The 16,928-nt window shown below is 41.3% G+C and carries 19 protein-coding genes; 8 read left to right on the top strand and 11 right to left on the bottom strand.

The genetic code is table 11. The annotated features are described in order from the left end of the window. The 3 genes from L5M11_RS23005 to L5M11_RS22995 all read left to right on the top strand — a co-directional run. Positions 1 to 202, top strand: a 202-nt coding sequence (locus tag L5M11_RS23005) for a hypothetical protein (protein WP_263192640.1), incomplete at its 5' end; no start/stop codon positions are given. A gap of 1,249 nt (positions 203 to 1,451) precedes the next feature. Then, complete coding sequence (locus L5M11_RS23000) at positions 1,452 to 2,144, top strand: replication initiation protein (protein ID WP_089069041.1); 693 nt, start codon at positions 1,452 to 1,454, stop codon at positions 2,142 to 2,144. Positions 2,145 to 2,238: 94 nt separating this feature from the next. Beyond that, positions 2,239 to 2,685: a hypothetical protein gene (locus tag L5M11_RS22995; protein ID WP_226060594.1), complete on the top strand. Its 447-nt coding sequence runs from the start codon at positions 2,239 to 2,241 to the stop codon at positions 2,683 to 2,685. A gap of 213 nt (positions 2,686 to 2,898) precedes the next feature. Here L5M11_RS22995 and L5M11_RS22990 read toward each other — a convergent pair whose 3' ends face one another. The 4 genes from L5M11_RS22990 to L5M11_RS22975 all read right to left on the bottom strand — a co-directional run bounded on the left by L5M11_RS22990 (position 2,899) and on the right by L5M11_RS22975 (position 5,361). Further along, on the bottom strand, positions 2,899 to 3,246 hold the full coding sequence (locus tag L5M11_RS22990) for a type II toxin-antitoxin system RelE/ParE family toxin (protein ID WP_220733414.1): 348 nt from the start codon (positions 3,244 to 3,246) through the stop codon (positions 2,899 to 2,901). 1 nt (position 3,247) lies between these two features. Next, on the bottom strand, positions 3,248 to 3,505 hold the full coding sequence (locus L5M11_RS22985) for a type II toxin-antitoxin system Phd/YefM family antitoxin (protein WP_014611709.1): 258 nt from the start codon (positions 3,503 to 3,505) through the stop codon (positions 3,248 to 3,250). 161 nt (positions 3,506 to 3,666) lie between these two features. Beyond that, the gene (locus tag L5M11_RS22980) at positions 3,667 to 4,299 is read right to left on the bottom strand and encodes a tyrosine-type recombinase/integrase (protein ID WP_220733415.1); all 633 of its coding nucleotides are present in this window, start codon (positions 4,297 to 4,299) and stop codon (positions 3,667 to 3,669) included. A 279-nt stretch (positions 4,300 to 4,578) separates the two neighbouring features. Continuing rightward, complete coding sequence (locus L5M11_RS22975) at positions 4,579 to 5,361, bottom strand: hypothetical protein (protein WP_263193370.1); 783 nt, start codon at positions 5,359 to 5,361, stop codon at positions 4,579 to 4,581. 1,004 nt (positions 5,362 to 6,365) lie between these two features. Between L5M11_RS22975 and L5M11_RS22970 the strand changes: the two genes are divergently transcribed. Both L5M11_RS22970 and nadS read left to right on the top strand, forming a co-directional pair. Next, the gene (locus L5M11_RS22970; protein WP_196776125.1) at positions 6,366 to 6,689 is read left to right on the top strand and encodes a type II toxin-antitoxin system RelE/ParE family toxin; all 324 of its coding nucleotides are present in this window, start codon (positions 6,366 to 6,368) and stop codon (positions 6,687 to 6,689) included. Then, positions 6,686 to 6,973, top strand: coding sequence for a NadS family protein (nadS, locus tag L5M11_RS22965; protein ID WP_263193368.1), 288 nt, complete (start codon positions 6,686 to 6,688; stop codon positions 6,971 to 6,973). The genes L5M11_RS22970 and nadS overlap by 4 nt, the downstream gene beginning before the upstream one ends. Positions 6,974 to 7,339: 366 nt before the next feature. On the opposite strand, the gene L5M11_RS22960 is transcribed toward nadS, so the two are convergent. From L5M11_RS22960 to L5M11_RS22930, 7 genes are all read right to left on the bottom strand, one after another. After that, positions 7,340 to 7,630: a hypothetical protein gene (locus tag L5M11_RS22960; protein ID WP_023266970.1), complete on the bottom strand. Its 291-nt coding sequence runs from the start codon at positions 7,628 to 7,630 to the stop codon at positions 7,340 to 7,342. Positions 7,631 to 7,654: 24 nt separating this feature from the next. Further along, positions 7,655 to 7,957, bottom strand: a complete 303-nt coding sequence (locus tag L5M11_RS22955; RefSeq protein WP_220733412.1) for a hypothetical protein — start codon at positions 7,955 to 7,957, stop codon at positions 7,655 to 7,657. A 933-nt stretch (positions 7,958 to 8,890) separates the two neighbouring features. Then, a complete protein-coding gene (locus L5M11_RS22950) occupies positions 8,891 to 9,694 on the bottom strand; it encodes a hypothetical protein (RefSeq protein ID WP_263193365.1) in 804 nt (267 codons plus the stop codon). A 107-nt stretch (positions 9,695 to 9,801) separates the two neighbouring features. Then, positions 9,802 to 10,158 (bottom strand): hypothetical protein, encoded by a 357-nt coding sequence (locus L5M11_RS22945; protein ID WP_248067757.1) that lies wholly within the window; start codon positions 10,156 to 10,158, stop codon positions 9,802 to 9,804. Positions 10,159 to 10,304: 146 nt separating this feature from the next. Continuing rightward, a complete protein-coding gene (gene qacK / locus L5M11_RS22940; RefSeq protein ID WP_263193362.1) occupies positions 10,305 to 10,637 on the bottom strand; it encodes a quaternary ammonium compound efflux SMR transporter QacK in 333 nt (110 codons plus the stop codon). A gap of 1,223 nt (positions 10,638 to 11,860) precedes the next feature. Further along, entirely contained in the window at positions 11,861 to 12,124 is a 264-nt protein-coding gene (locus L5M11_RS22935; RefSeq protein WP_023266973.1) for a hypothetical protein, read from the bottom strand. 64 nt (positions 12,125 to 12,188) lie between these two features. Further along, positions 12,189 to 12,998 (bottom strand): phage integrase N-terminal domain-containing protein, encoded by an 810-nt coding sequence (locus tag L5M11_RS22930; protein ID WP_263193359.1) that lies wholly within the window; start codon positions 12,996 to 12,998, stop codon positions 12,189 to 12,191. A 201-nt stretch (positions 12,999 to 13,199) separates the two neighbouring features. Here L5M11_RS22930 and L5M11_RS22925 point away from each other — a divergent pair, with 201 nt between their 5' ends. Genes L5M11_RS22925 through L5M11_RS22915 form a run of 3 tightly spaced genes read left to right on the top strand, consistent with a single transcriptional unit; the run spans position 13,200 to position 16,881 of the window. Further along, on the top strand, positions 13,200 to 13,460 hold the full coding sequence (locus L5M11_RS22925) for a type II toxin-antitoxin system Phd/YefM family antitoxin (protein WP_011638898.1): 261 nt from the start codon (positions 13,200 to 13,202) through the stop codon (positions 13,458 to 13,460). Beyond that, on the top strand, positions 13,460 to 13,771 hold the full coding sequence (locus tag L5M11_RS22920; protein WP_011638897.1) for a type II toxin-antitoxin system RelE/ParE family toxin: 312 nt from the start codon (positions 13,460 to 13,462) through the stop codon (positions 13,769 to 13,771). The genes L5M11_RS22925 and L5M11_RS22920 overlap by 1 nt, the downstream gene beginning before the upstream one ends. A 23-nt stretch (positions 13,772 to 13,794) precedes the next feature. Further along, a complete protein-coding gene (locus L5M11_RS22915) occupies positions 13,795 to 16,881 on the top strand; it encodes a Tn3 family transposase (RefSeq protein ID WP_263193355.1) in 3,087 nt (1,028 codons plus the stop codon). The last annotated feature ends 47 nt before the right edge of the window (positions 16,882 to 16,928 follow it).

Here is a 16,928-nt window from a genome sequence, read left to right as displayed (position 1 = left end):
AACAGTAGGAGATCAAAACGCACTGGCTCAGCTTCACAGTATTTCGCCCGTTGCATGGCAGCACATCAATATGTATGGCAATTTTGAGTTTAGTCCATCAACCTCAAAAATAGATATCGATGCATTGGTTGCTCGATATGCTGAACCAGAATATTGGAAGCAAGCGCTGATTGAGAACGAAAATTCAAGTGATGAATTTTAGAGCTTAAAGCTAACTTTACATTTTTGGCGCGTTGGGCAAATTTAGCCAATATATTTCTCGAGGGCTAACAACACGGCGACCTATTTCTAGGCCATTTCGGAATTCAGTTCAGTGTTAATGCTCGTTCTGACTGCCGACACAGAAAGAACCCACCGGCAAACCGGTGATATTGAGCGAGTGTTGTTACGGGCGATTGCCCAAATGGTGTGGCTCTGTTGAGCGCAAACATCCAAATATAATGACCCATAAGCTCTGTTGAGCTTGGAGATTACTAGGTGATCAAAGAGGTTTCGTTATTTGGCATCAATGGATGCGAGGTGAAGAAACTTGACTGTACCTCATGCCAAATTACAGCGCAAGCCACTGCTTCGGCGTCACGCCTCAAAAAGCAAAAAATGACGCTACCCCCGCATGAGGAACACCATTCTGGGGTAGTGTCACTCCCTTAAAATGGAGTGACACTACCCCGCTTGACGTCATTTTTTGCTCATTGAAAGAATTAGCCACTTTGCTCTTGGTGATAGACTTCGCTAATCACCTATCGCTCAGAGGCCCTAAAATGCGTTTTAAGCAACATTTAAAAAAAATGGCATATTGCTATGCGTTTATCTTTTTAGCGTGTTTTACAGCGTTTTAACCCTGTTAGCATTGATGACAGAGATGGATTTACCTCCTTCCTGTTAGACCTGAGCGCAGCGATGCTTTTAGCGAGAAGTACAGCACGTTTATTGTTAAACGGTCGGAGACAAACGGAACTAACAGCGAGGTTTTTATTCTCGCCCCTAGCGAAGCTAGGAAATGGCGAGGCATTAATGGGTAAGGGTGGAGCCTTTAGGCGAACTAGGGCGAAGCCCTTGGTCGCGGCGCAGCCGCTGCTCTTGGGGGCGCCGGAAACGAGCGTAGCGAGGGGCAGGGCCGGCGGGGGCAAAGCCCCCTGGAGGGGTTCTTACTTCCTGAAATTTTAAAGTTTTCCACATGATTTTTACTTTGTAAGATCTTTATCTTTCTTGTTTGTATAGATCTTTCTTGTTTGTAGCTCCTCTGAACACCTTGATACACAATGATTTCAGCAATTATAGGAGGAGAGATTTACGGTGAAAAGCGCTTTATAGGAGGAGAGATTTACGGTGAAAACAGACCTGATAGGAGGAGAAATTTACGGTCATATCCACAAATTAAAGAGAAGTTAATTTACAACTATTCCACCTATCTGTAAGGTGGAATTATCCATCAACGATATCTCCTTTGTATGAATTCAAAACTTGCAGTAACGAAAGCAAATAGCCTTTTAGATGCTCGATATAGACTTAATGTACAAGCACAAAAGCTGGTTTTAGCCTGCCTGAGCAAGGTAGATCCACGACCAGATTCAACCCCGTTAAAAGAGGTCAGGTTATCAGCCCTAGAATTCTCAGAACTTATGGGGATAGATATAAAAAACGCGCATAGAGAGCTATACAAAGCGGCTGATTTACTTTTTAAATCAACCATAACGCTCTATGAAAACGGTGAAGAAATAGAACTATATTGGATTCAAGAAAAAGCAAAAAAAATTAAAGGAGATGGTGCTGTTAGGTTGGTTTGGTCTGATCGCGTATTAAAATACATAACTCAGCTAAAGAGTAATTTTACTACCTACAAATTACGCAACATCGCAAATCTTCAGTCTGCACACTCGATCCGTCTTTACGAACTGCTTTCACGTTTTAACGACAAAAATTTTAGAAACATTAGTCTAGATGATTTCAGATACGCATTAGGCGTCGATGATAAATATCCGCTTTTCAAAGATCTAAATAAATGGGTGATAAAGCCTTCCGTTCAAGAATTAAACCAGCGGAGCGATCTTGTTATCACATACGAAACCATCAAACATGGAAGGAACGTAACCGCACTAGCTTTCACCCTGAAACCAAACAAACAGTTGAAAATGGATCTCTAGAAACACCTAGGAAAGTTGTAGCATTCACACACATTAGACATAATGAAACACATGCAACACCACCGGTCCATTGACCATAAATTGGATGCAACACATGGCAAAGTTAAATCTAAGTCAGGCTGCTAAAGTAGTAGGTAAGAACAGGGTTACACTTTGGCGACACATCAACGCTGGCAAGCTTTCTGCAGAAAGAGACCGTGACGGAAATCCATTAGTTGATACATCAGAACTACTTCGTGTTTATGGAGTGTTGAAACAAGATGCAACACATGAGCCAGAAAAAAAGCAACACAATGAAACACCATCATATGAAGAGCTTTTGCAGCTAGTAAAAGAAATGCGGAAAGAGCAATCTGAAATGAAATCGCTCATTCTCGACTTAAGCAATAGGCTTGAATACAGACCAGAAAACCCAACATTCCAACATGATTATGTAACGAAATCAAATCCTGAATCAGACCCTGAGTGGCCGAAAGAAGTTAAAACGCTAGCAGATATAATGTTAAGAAATGAAATTAAGGCCAAATACCTCAAAGACTAGTATTCAACGCTCCCCTAGTCTCATTAGCCATCTTCACGTTGGTGTGTTTCTTGTTGGTTATAGCGCATCCTTTGACGCGAATATCTTTTCTTTCAAGGATTGTAAGGTACTCATATCGTCCCTCTTAAAAACAATCCCCATTGATAAACGACTGTGTGTGATAATTTTGCAATGCAAAATGTATTACATTTGAAATACACAAATGAGTAAGGATTACTTATAAATCAAGCAATGATTAATCAACTGATTCTGTATACTTTGCCGTTGGCTCAAAAAAAGTAGCACTGTAATAAGGGCTTCACCATTAACGTAGCTAACCTCGTACAGTATTCTAAAGTCCTCTTTAATCGCATGCCTTACCTGAGTAACACCAAGCTCAACTAACTCTTGGCATAACGCATGGCTCAAAGGATTTTGCGTCACGGATGCTTCAAAGGCATCAATAACAGCCTCAATTCTCTCGATAATCGAGATCTCGTCATTCCATTGGGAGTAGTGAGATATGGCGCTATCTACGGTGTCTTCAAATGTCTTGGTATATTCCAATTTCACCACAGACATACTACTCATCCTTTAAAGCGAGTTTACGATTAGCCAAACGCTCCTTGAATGCACTTGATGAGATCGTGCGGCCATTTTGTTGGTCACTTTTCGCAAAACTGACCAACTTCAGTAAAGCAATCGCCTCATCGCGTCGATTTCTATCAGCAACCGACTCAATAACGTAAGCAGGGACACCATTTTGAGTAATAATCATCGGCTCATCGAGGGGCAAACTCGCTGCATTTTTCTTCAAAAAACTGATTGTTTCTATGTTCATAAGTTTGTGCCTGGTTGATTGATTAGAAATAAGGGAACCCCATTCACTATGGCCATAATCATATCATGCGACACACTAAAGACCAAAAAAAGACCAAATTTAGCCTTTCTTTAATGAGGTAATGTTAATGCATTTTTTGCATTGCAAAAAAGGATATCGACTTACCCCCAAGCATTCATCACTAAGCTGTGCCGTTCTTCACTCAGTACCTGCAGATAAATTTCCGTGGTTTTACTGTCGCTATGGCCCATGAGTTGGCTGATCACATGCAGAGGTACTGGAGGATTAGCCGTGACCATTGCCACGCCAAAGCCATGCCGTAAACCTTTACCGGTCGCTTGCGCCCCCACAATACCCGCTCTGTGCATGACACGTTTCACTAGGCGATAAGCGGTAGGTCGACTCTGCGGCCATAACAGACTATCAGCATGAATCTCACGGCGTAGCTGTGCACGCAGGCCAAACACCAAATCCAAGTGCTCAATCAAAGACGGCGGCACCGGCACGCTGCGATACTGCGCTTGCTTCAACCGGCCACGGGGATCGGTTTTATGCTTCTTAAGGGAACGGATAACGATTGCTGCATCCTCGACCATCACATGCCTGGGCGAGATCGCTAATGCCTCAGACGGACGACAACCGGTGTAATGCAGGACATGGCAAAACATCCGCTCGCTAGGCGATTCTAAGGCGCTGGCATCGAGGAAGCGCCGCCGTTCTTCCGCGGTTAAATACAACCGCTCACCATCGGGCGTAAACAGGCGCATTTCAGGAGCAATATCGGGGTTTTGCATGGGTTTGAATCAATTCTCTAGAGATTTGATTCATCTTAAGGGAAAAAACCGCCCCAGAATAGCCGTAAACGGGGGATAGGGACGGGTTTTAGGGGCTCGCGTGAATCAGTCTGGTGTAGAGTGATTCAAGGGCTAATTCTTGACAAAAACGCGTTAGTTTTTTTTACTCTAATCAGTTGGTTTCAGATTAATATTTCTATGGGGTAACGCCCGCGTAATGGGCTGGTTTGGAGAGCTAGCGGAAAACCAGTTCCAATTGACGCGTTTGTTAGCTTTTGCTCAATAACACTCTTCATAAAGGTTTTCATTTTCCAGTTTGGAAAAGCAATCCTTACACAGCGCCTTATAGTTTTCCCAGCCCTTCATATTACCAAAGTCTACTTGCTCAAGGCCTTCCTCAAACTCAAGAGCTTGGCACTGCTCACATTCAACAACAGGCTCAGAATGACCACATAAGTAACAAGTATCTGTACCATCGTGAATCACAAATGTATATTTTTTACAAGCTGGACATTCCCAGACCTCACCATCTGGAATTTCTTCAGCGACCATTCGCTCAGAAGCTCTGTTCTCTAGCTCTTCAATATAGCTATCGAGATTTAGCAGCTCTGAGTGGAGTTTAGGTGGAAGTTGAGAAACAATATCTGAATCCAAATGATCGCGGCAAAACGATGTATAAAAACCAACAAGGCTCACAAAGTTAGACTTAATTTGCTCGATCGAAAGATCAAACTCAAAATGAACAATTTGATTTCTAAGCTCAGATGCAGTCCTGATGCACTTTACATCGGGTTGCTTTAAATTAACTTTCGATATTTTTTCAAGCCTTTCAATCGCCAAGCCCAGATCTACTGTATGCTTAGGCTTATCAATGTTCGAATAAACAAATATTTCATTGGTTCTTCTCAGGCGCTCTTTTAAGCTTGTTTCGATTGCTTGCACTAATAGCAGTATCGCAAATTTCCATTTATCTTCGTCTGATTCAGCCTGAATAGCCTTACTCACTGACTCCAAGAAAAAGCTTATGGAGTTTTCTAGAAGTGTCATTTTTAAATTAGGCACGCAACCTCCAAATAAAGCTAACGCCCGCAGCACTCGCGGCTTTTCCGTTACGACCGCGCCTTCACTTCACAGCAAAGCCGTCGCCGTGCCTGCGATTGTTAAATGTGGAGCGAGACATAAATTGCTTTAGCCATTTCATAGTCTATCTCATGCTTGCCATGTGGGGTCGCTTTCACGAAGCACCCTATTTCCTGAGGAGAAAAAGAAAAGTCCCTAGGAAGCTTCAGCTTTCTTTTGGCCGCCCCATCTGACGAGTTACATTGATCACAGATGGTAGTCATTGGAAATCTGCCTTGATTACTCATGTATGGCGCTGAATGATCATGGTGTTTATGAAGAGGCGCAACCCAGCCCCAAAAAGCATTGGGGCTATTCGGAAATCTCTTAGCCCACCGCATAATCTCGTACTTACTTCTTTTACATGAAAGACAAAACCAGCCATCTCCAACCTCTCGCCAAAGGTTCTTATAGTGAAGACCATCATGGCTTCGAAACTCTTCAAGCGTTGGAACTTTAATCTTCATAGACATTTAACTTCTTAGTATTTATGCGCTGCTTACCTCGTTAGACCAGTGAAAACGCGCACAGTTAACTATTTGTATGTAAATAACTTATCAGCTTTCTGCCAAATACACCATTTTAAAAAACGCGCAAGCTAATCAGTTTGAAAACACTCAAAAGCATCTACATTTAAATACGACTGTATATCCATGCATTGTTAGTCGCTTTACGATAGAGCCAAACATTAGGCTCATAGATGAGATTTTGTCAGGCAACTCGTTCGTCAATTTTCGATTCACTCAACAAGTGCTAGCAAAAATTGGTTATCCCGAGACTGCGAAAATGATCGTGTGCAGGGCGTGAATCACTCTAGGCAAGTATGATTCACTAAAATGTGGGCCTAATTAGCAATGGTAAATGGCTCTGTGTTGATTACTATAAATCAAAAGTGTACAATGTACACCTTAAGAGTAGCATAAGGATTTTGATTAGTGAGCCATGCTATTGAGTTTGTCGAAACCTCGATCTTTACAAGACAGATCAAAGAGCTTGCAACAGATGACGAACTAAAGGATTTGCAAGCAGAGCTTATTGCTCAGCCAGATAAAGGCGATATTATCAAAGGCACAGGTGGCTTACGAAAGGTTAGAATGGCTGTAGGCAACAAAGGGAAGAGTGGCAGTATACGAGTGCTATACGTCCTTGCTCTGGCCGACAAGATTTACCTGGTACTCGCTTATCCAAAATCAGTTAAAGAGAGCCTAACAGCGGAAGAAAAGGCCAAGTTAAAACAAATCGTTCAATCACTTAAAGGAGAGAGCAAATGAGTATATTTAACGAACTTCAAGCCTCCCTTGAGGAAGCTGTAGAAATTCATCATGGCCTCAAAAAGCCCGCCAAAGTAACGCGTTATGAGGTTGCCGACGTTAAGTCAATCCGTGAAGATTTACTTAAAGTCACTCAGGCCGAATTTGCTGCGACTATGGGGGTCAGTTTAGACACAGTTAAAAGCTGGGAAGGTAAACGCCGCAATCCAGCAGGATTGGCAGCTAAAGTGCTTGCAACGATTCAGCAAGATCCCAAAATCTACGCTGTTCTTGCTGCTCATTAATATTATTCAAAGGCTCTTCTTGGGCCGTTGAATTAACCAACATCTTAAGCATTCGGTAGGTTTGCTATACCGTGGTGATGAGAAGAAAGCGTTGGAAGGAATAAATTATGACCTTTGTTCTTGTTGATTATATCTTAGTATCATCCCCGTTGCTGTTAGTGGTAGCTTTAGGTGTAATGTATTTTAAAAATCATCATAAAGACTCTAACTAATCAAATTTTCATTATAAAAAAGCCTTGTAAAAACAAGGCTTTTTTATGCCATAAATTTGGTTTTGTTATCTAATCCCCCCGATTTGAAAATCGTCCGGATAGTTAAAAAGCAAAACCGGTCAAAAAATTTATAAAACAATTTTGCATTGCAAAATTATCTACGCCTTCTAAAAAAAGCACTTGGCAGATAAAACAATGGAAATAACACAGTATAAACAACCGCATACAATGCACTGTGCGGCTTTTTTGAAGCAAAATATTTACAATAACCCCAATAGCCGATCAGCGTAAAAGTAAACGAAACGGAAGCCGCCACAAGATATTGGCTCGATAGGGTGACATCGGACTCCTGAATCGCAAGCCAGGCAAAACCCAGCATACAAGATGAGATGATCACACACGGCAACGCATGGGCCCAAAACGCATTCAACGATGCTTTATCCATTAAAAACAACCTCTCGACTACAATTTATGCTTCTCTAATCATTGAAAAGCCATGCTTAATCCCACTAAGGCACTCTCTTTCAATATGCTTTTCACTACCCGTTAATGAGGCAATAGCTATGCCGATCTCATTAGCCAAATCACATACCTCAATATCCTTCTTAGGAAGATCACTTAATGCTGTCATTAGCCTAGTTATGAACATTTCAACATCAACTCGATTTGATGCCGTGGCTTGTTCACGCAAGTAAGCCTCAAGAACGGCAGGATTGGCGAGCGCGGCAGCTTTAACTTCTGCAAATGGAATACCTTTAACTTTGTTATTCACTATTCACTACCTTGATTTTGTAACTTTTTCAAAAATTGAGGTTGCTTGATTCAATTATCACAGGGAAGAAATTGAGCACCAGAATGGAGCGAATATATCCAAGTGAATAGGGCAGCCTGATTTATCAAGGTAGGCCTACTTCACACATCCTGCCCAGTATTATGTTCCGCATTTATCCATGTTTTTTTACGGTTATTTAGCGGTTTCAGTGCGTAAAAGCTCAACCCTACAAAAAACCGCTATAAACCTGAACAATACGAAGAAAAGCCGTGGTATATCAGTGGTAAATACGCGCTATATACTGGCTATATACCTTCCATGCCCTACATCCTACACGGGATAATCAATACGTCTCAATATGGTATCCGTCATATAGAGTTTTATGACCTCATTTTGATACGTATTTACTCAAATTTGATTTTGAAACAAAATCAAACTCAGATTGGCTATAAGCACAGCATGACAATTGGAGCCCAATCGGTGTAATGTCGGTTTATATCTTTTATGTTGAGGTTTGCAGTAAGAATCATGTCAGTACGATTATCTGATGGAATAGAGCAAAATCGATGTACGACCATAATAAAGTTTGATAAAAATTATGGGTGTCATGAACGGTAATACCGCTATTGTTTGATAATTTATCTGAGGATGAATTTCAGTTTCTCATAATTAAGTTTGATCATTTTCAAACTCACTTTGGGACAGAAATTAGTTAGTGCTTAGGCTCTAAACTATACCGCTCACATTATCATTACTAATAACTATCTTAAGAAAGCGGGTTTATGTTCACTAAGAGATGGATGGATCGCAGTTCATTACCCCAACCAGAAAGTCTAGGTTAGGTGTTCTAAATGAACCGCCCTGTGCGGAGCCGCATGCAGGGTGGTGTGGGTGCTGGAGGTTAGACACCTTCGGCTACCCGATTAGGTGTTTTTATTGTGCTTGATATGCAAATTGGAATAAGAAGACCTTCTTGGTAGCACCCATTACAGTCCTGTATGAATACGTACCCAGCAGGCTAATATAATCATGATGCAGCCTCATACCATCAGTATATTCTGGGTCTTTTGGGTGCATCCTTATAGCTATTATGCTTCCGGTATAAACATGGGCTAGCAAGAGGGTGTCTTTGAGCACTTGGGTAACCTTGTAACCGGAAAAATTGGCGCGAAAAACAATATTTTTAGTATTAGCTATATTTCTACTTCCATTCATAAGATCGATAACTACGGCATCTAAATCTGATTGCAGATCTAAGCCGGTGTACCCATTTTTTATAAAGTTATCTCTTAATTTTTCTCTTTTTTCCATCTCTGCTATTGCGGTTGCTTCTCTTCGATCACGTTCCTTTGTGAGAACTAAATTTTTTCTCTCATAAATTTGAGGAGCATTTTCTACAAACCATTCTAGGTATTGCTTCCCAGTTCTACCATTAGATTTGTCTTTGTGCTCTGTGTTTAAATATCCTCTGGGACGATTATTTAATGATGACTGAATGCAGTATGAATTGTTTGACAGGATGGCCTGAGCTTTTTGTGCGGTTTGTAAAATATCAGGATCTCTATTATGGATTGTTTTCCAGCCCTCCTCCTCATGATCAATGATATGGTCAATATCATCTTTCAGCGCAGCAGGAAAGGCATTTGTATTTTGGCATAATGACGAACCAATATTGCTGCAAGAAGAAAGCAGAAAAGTAATTAAGACTAATAGTATTGTGCCATTATAAAATTTCATTCATACCTTCCTATGGTGGATTTCACACCTAACGTTTGGTTAAGGGGCGGGCTTTAGTCCGTCCCAGTGAGCGAAGCGAACGATTTGAACCAGTAGTTATGTGTTGGCTAGCCACCAAACAGCTTTGACCAGAAACCTTTTTTCTCGCTCTTTATTGCTTCTTCTAAGAAGTCAATTTTTGGTTTTTGTTTGTCTGAATCATCTATTAACTCCATCACCACATTTCCAGAGCATTGGTATGTTTTTAGCTCGTGGCTATCGGACTCATAGCATCTGCCAAATAGACTTTTAAATATTTCTTTCCAGACGGAATAGTATTTCCTGCACTGCTTCTCTGTACCGTACATGACGCCGTATTTCCCGCATACAAGCGCATGCGTAATTTGCTTACGTTTACCGTTAGCATCCTTTGCTTTGGAAATCTGATCATTATTTAAAGATACCAGAATAAGATCGGTTTCCATGAGTGCAGCTCCTTGAACACATAACGCCCGGCACAGCGGCAGCCGTAACGGAGCGGTTTTGTGTTAATGTTTGAGCGCAGCGAGTAACACAAAACCGCGTAGTGTAGGCTGTCCGCCTGCTGCCGATTGTTAGATGCCAGTGCCACTTAATGAACGCTTGCCTTAGAAAGCAAATTTAAAACCAATACACCGCAAACTATTAAACTAATACCCACGAAACCCCATGCATCAATCTTTTGCCCGTAAAGCCCCCATGCAACAGCAGTGACTAATACTACGCCAAGGCCAGACCAAACTGCATAGGCCACCCCTACAGGAATAGACTTAAAGACCAATGAAAGGAAATAAAATGCAATTCCATAGCCAACAATTACGATGAAAGATGGTACGAGCTTCGTAAAACCTTCACTGGACTTTAATGCAGATGTTGCAACTACCTCTCCAAGAATCGCAATAGTAAGAAATAACCAGCTTTTCATGATCCGCCTCCAATATGATTCGAAGGGAGTATGTGTCATTTTCTCTTAAAATTGCAGTCTTGAAGAAAAAAATTATTCGTGCGCAACTTTCCGGTTAATTACATCTAACGTTTGTATAGTGCGTATGCGCGTTTATCTCATTAGACCAGTAAAAACGCGCACAGTTAACTACATGTATTGCAAAGAACTTATCAGCTTTTCATTAAATACACCATCCTGAAAAACGCGCATGCGCGTTTCCCAAACCGATTATCTAATTTGTAAAAAATATATATCAATAATTTAAAAGGGTTTTGTTTGTTTTTGGCTGGAAAAACGCGCAAGCAAATGAGGTTAAAAACACTCAAAAGCATCTAATTTTAAATACGACTGTATACCTATACATTGTTAGTCGCTTTACGGTAGAGCCAAACATTAGGCAAATAGATGAGATTTTTTAGGGCAACTCGTTCGTCAGCTTTCGATTCACTAAACAAGTGCTAGCAAACTTTGGGGCAAAAAATGTGCTAACTCTTAATCCGCACATTCACCAAAAGAGCCAAAAAATATCAAACTATTATATAAATGATCAAACATTATTAAGAATTATCAAACTATTATATAAACGCACAATCGAATACAGCTTGATCAGTTAACCGATAGAACGGCATCTTGGCTGACCAAGCAAACAATTCAGGATGATCTAGATCTGGAAGCGTGGAAAATAGCCGAAATCCATGCCGCGCTATGCGAAGCGGATGCTGGTGATTTTGTGTCAGAAAACGAAATGAACGCCAAGTTTAAGCGTTGGGGGGAATGAATACAGATTGAGTTAGAACTATTCTTTAAAACCTTTGTATAAGACCACTCCGGATGCGATAACTAAACCGAGTGTCACGAACATGACGAAGATAGACCATAGTTGTAGTTCACTCATAATATACCTCTGCTCAGTTTATGTTCTTCCGCGCTGTTAATATTAACAACCACCCCATGAAGGAGCAATGCAAATTGCCCTTACGCTAAGATAAAAAATGCTTATCTAAAGGGGTAATTTTGCAACTCATAAATGACCGTTAATGCTGAAATCATGCTCACGTTTTTTTGCATTGCAAAATTATCTCTCGAAAATGATGCTAAAAAACAGCAAATACGGCCCACCCTTTTGGCCCTTATTTTTTGCATTGCAAAAATCCATTGCATTTAACGCGCCTGTTTCACGGTGTTGCACTGTGCAACACCGCCTAGAACGGCATGGTTTTAAAGCTAATATTCTGCTTATTGTCATCGAGCGAGCGCAGATACACCGGCTCAGATTCCTGCCCATTTTTATAATGGCTATTCAGGTAAGCGGTCTCGTCTAAGTGGGTGATCAGCGCCTTGATCACCTCTTGGTACTTCTCAGGAACCCGCATCACCACTGTCTTTTCATACTTAGTTTTACGACCAGCACCTGGGCGAGCGCCGCCATGCAGCCCTTTTACAATGGCAATTTTTTCTTCTTTCATAGCTCACCTCCATTTTATTTTCATAGTAATAATCATACTTGAATAAGTTACAAAATCAAGTGATTTAACGACCTAAATACACAGCAGTAACTTGTAACCGGCTATGCCCTAACTCACCGGTTATCACAGTTCTGGCGTACCTATCAGCGGCTTGTTGCGCCGCGGGTAATGAACCAACAGAAACACCCGATACCGCCGGACATTCAAAACCGGTCAGTTCCACATAACGGCGATGAGCGTAGCTGTGCCTTAACCCATGTGCCCTATCCAATCCAATTTTTATACAGGTATTTTCATAGCGTTTCATTTGCTGCACATAACTGAGTTCTTTCGGAATAAGCGATCTGCCGGCAGCTAATGCTTTCGCCTCTGCCAATAGTTCGTGCTGAGCAGCAGTTAAAATCGGGATCGCGCGATCTCGACCGCCTTTGCACCAGGACGCATCAAGTACCAAACGATCACCCCGATCCGCTTTCGCCGGCTGGATCTTCATGGCTTCTTCACGCCGTAATCCAAATGCTGCCTGCAGGCGCAAGGACATTTGCACATACTGATCGGTTATCAAATTTAGTCGCATATCACTCAATTTTCGGCTCTTATTTTCATTGGTGACATACACTCTACGGCTAATCCCCACCGAGTCATTGGAGCGCGGTACAAGGCCATTTTTACCGATTTTTTCCGCTAACCATCGTAGATGTGCCATACGATTTTTAATCGTGCCCAGGGCAAGGCCCTCAGCTTGCCAATGAGTAACTAATGCTTCGATGTGCTTAGGTTTTAAATTATTGAGTTCAAGCCCTATGGCTAAATTTGCCCAACGCGCCAAAAGTGTAAAGTTAGATTTATGCACGAGGTAACAACTTGTTTTCAATATCAAATACACCTTAAACCTAAAAATTAAAAATTTGCCATAATCTCTTTAGAGATTTTGATAACCGACTTATGATAGTAGTTTTGATAGGTGATAAATTACTCTATCAAATTGTATACATTTTGATAAGGTGCATTTTTGACTTTTATCGCCCAACTGGTGTAAATTGAGCGAATCGAACGATTCGTTTAAAGGTGATAAATGAACACTCTTTCAGCCAATGAAGCAAAAATTCACTTTGGAGATTTGTTGCTCAAAGCTCAACAAGCTCCAATCCAAATTAATAAAAATGGCAAGCCTGTGGCCGTTGTTATTTCAGCTGATGCGTACCAAAGTATCGAGACACTAAAATTACATTTGCTTCAATCCAAAGCGGTGAAAGCCATGACTGACATCAAAATGGGCAATTTGGTTGATGGTAATACCTTTTTTGATGAGCTGGCCGCAGGGCAGTATGACTAATGCCGGTAACTTATCATTTAACGCCCGATGCACAATCTGATCTGATAGGTATTCACCGCTTTACGTTAGCCCAATGGGGAACGACTCAGTCGAAGACATATTTATCAGGACTTAGACAAACGATTCAGCTGCTGGCTGAAACACCCACCCTTGGGAAAAATAGACCCGAGGTACGCGTGAATGTGTTTAGCTTCCCTTATTCAAGTCATGTCATCTATTACATCCAACATGAGCATCAATTCGTTGTATTTGGGATCTTACATAAAAGTATGGTTCCACTTGCACATCTCGCGGAGCGGGAAATTATTTGATGTATTGAAATAGGGGGGGCACCATGAAAAATGACGTTCGGCGGCTATCTATTTTGTCAACTGATGAAATAGATGAACTGTTTGGATTACCTCATTTCTCAGATGATGATCGTCGATTATATTTTGACTTAAGTGCTAAAGAGCGCGAGCTATTCGACAATACCCGAACGTTTTCTGTGGCAGCCCATTTAGTATTGCAACTGGGCTATTTCAAAGCCAAACGGCAGTTTTTCAGTTATGAACAAGAATCGTCAGTACTAAATGACTTGGATTACATTGCCGCGCTGTACTTTCCCACCAAAACGCTTTCAAGGCTGAAAAGTCCCTCAAGACCGATTAGGGCTGAACAACAACGAGCAATTCTTGATTTATTCCAGTATAAACAATGTGATAATGAGGTAAAAGTTGATTTGGAAGATAAAGCACAGCGGGTTGCGATGCTATCGACACAACCTATCTTTATCTTTCGTGAATTAACCCAATACTTAGCATTACACCGTATTGTCATGCCCAGTTATCGGTATATGCAAGAGATGATTGGTAGAGTGGTGGCTTATGAACGCACCCGTATTGCTCGATTACTTAGCACTTGCATGACTTCACTTATCGATCAGCAATTAGCGGCTTTGCTTCGGGCTGATTCAGGAGTATTTCGCGTCAGCGCATTAAAACATGAAGCTAAAGATTTCAGTTATAAAGAATTGCGACATGAAGTCGCACGGCGGCAGTTTTTCCAGCCTCTACATGAGTTTGCCAAGCAGTTCCTCATAACAGCGGGGATCTCCAATGAAAGCGGCAAGTATTATGCTTCTATGGTTAAGTTTTATACCACTTATAAACTTCAACGCATGAAAAAAGAGACTGCTCAGTTATATCTGCTGTTTTTTGCTTTTCATCGGTTTCAGCAAATTAATGACAACTTAATTGAAGCATTGCTCCATTGGGTCGATCAATACGAGAAACAGGCCAAGCGTGCCGCTGAAGAAGCAATGAATAATGCGGTTACCAATGCAGCGAAAAATTTACAGGCTGCGGGTCATGTATTGAGCCTGTTTACGGATGACACCATCACCGATGACACACCTTTTTCCATTATTAAAGAAAAAGCCTATGCATTGCTTGAACAAGAGAGATTCCCATTAGTTGCTGATTACTTACGCAATATTGCTTTCGACAAAACGGCATTTGAATGGTTACATTACACAAAATTATCCGCCACATTCAAACGTAACTTAAGGCAACTTTTTACTGATCTGGATTTTGCCGGACGTGTAGAAGACTCTCCTTTGCTTGAAGCTATCGGTTTTTTACAAAACTTGTTACGCACAGAAAAATCACCAAGGCAAACTGATCCTAATGTATTTCCGACTGAGATTATTCCTAAAGGTTTACGCCGATATTTGTTTAGTAAAGAGGGTAAAACATTTAAAACGCTAGATGTAGATCGCTATGAGTTTTTGGTCTATCGCCTACTACGCAACTCACTGGAAGCGGGTGATGTGTACGTTAAACATAGTAATGAATTTCGCCGCTTTGAAGATGACTTAATAAGCGATCTTAGATGGCAGGATAAAGAACGAGTATTGCAAGATATTGGTGCACCCATTTTATTGGCCCCTATCCAAGATACTCTGGCTGTATTTCATACTATGCTAGCAGCACGTTATAGTGCGATTAACCAACATATTTCTGATGGGGTCAACAAACATATTAAAGTAATTGGGGCTGCCGAAAAGCGTCGTTGGAAGCTGCTTTATCCGAGCAGTGATGAATCCGTTAATAGCGATTTTTACAGCCAGTTACCAGGAATTGGTATTGCGGATCTACTGTGGTTTGTTGCGGGTAATACTGGATTTTTAAATGCATTTACCCATGTATTAGATCGTTATGTAAAGCATGAAGCTGATCCCCGTGAAATTTTCGCCTGTATTGTTGCGATGGGAACAAACATGGGGTTAGCAAAAATGGCTGAGGTTTCAGGCCTTAGCTCAGCATCAATGGCGGGGACGTCTAGAAATTATCTACGCTTGGAGACGTTGCGAGCGGCTAATGATGCGATTAGTAATGCAACCAGCCAGCTACCCGCATTTCATCTCTATGATATTCAGGACTCGCTCCATTCAAGTAGCGATGGCCAGCGGATGGAAACGCAAATTAACACCCTTAACGCTCGATATTCTCCTAAGTATTTTGGTTTACAGAAAGGTGTCAGCGCCTACACGTTGGTCGCAAATCATGTTCCTATAAATGCAAAGATTATTGGGACTCACGAACATGAAAGCCATTACGTTTTCGATTTATTGCATAACAATACCTCTGATATAAAGCCAGAACGGCATTCCACTGACACCCATGGCACCAATCAGGTTAATTTTTGGATTTTGCATGCATTTGGATATCATTTTGCACCTCGTTATCGTGATTTGCATAAGAAAATGGATACGTTAGTCGGCTCACAACATCCCAATGAGTGTGGTGACTGGCTAATAAAGCCTGCCCGAAAAACCAACGATGAATTGATTGAACGTGAATGGCCCAATATTCAACGTATCATGGCATCGCTAGCTCAAAAAGATGTTACTCAAGCCACGATTGTTCGCAAACTCTCGAGCTATTCGCGTCAGAATCAGACCAAGAAAGCATTATGGGAGTTGGAAAACATATGCCGAACGCTATACATTCTCGACTTTGTCGACGATGTTGGCTTACGTCAATGTGTACAAAAAGCATTAAATCGTGGTGAAGCCTATCATCGTCTCAGGCGAGCAGTTGCATTTGTTAACGGTGGAAAATTCAGAGTAAAAACGGAAGAGGAGCAACAAATTTGGAATGAATGCTCTCGGCTCATCACCAATGCGGTCATTTACTACAACACAGTGCTGCTATCTCGTGTCTATGAACAGAAGCAAACAGTAGGAGATCAAAACGCACTGGCTCAGCTTCACAGTATTTCGCCCGTTGCATGGCAGCACATCAATATGTATGGCAATTTTGAGTTTAGTCCATCAACCTCAAAAATAGATATCGATGCATTGGTTGCTCGATATGCTGAACCAGAATATTGGAAGCAAGCGCTGATTGAGAACGAAAATTCAAGTGATGAATTTTAGAGCTTAAAGCTAACTTTACATTTTTGGCGCGTTGGGCAAATTTAGCC

This window comes from Shewanella sp. SM87 (assembly GCF_025653705.1).
In the GTDB taxonomy this organism is placed as follows: domain Bacteria; phylum Pseudomonadota; class Gammaproteobacteria; order Enterobacterales; family Shewanellaceae; genus Shewanella; species Shewanella oncorhynchi.
The sequence above is the reverse complement of the archived record's forward strand: the minus strand, read 5'-3'. Positions and strand labels throughout refer to the sequence as shown.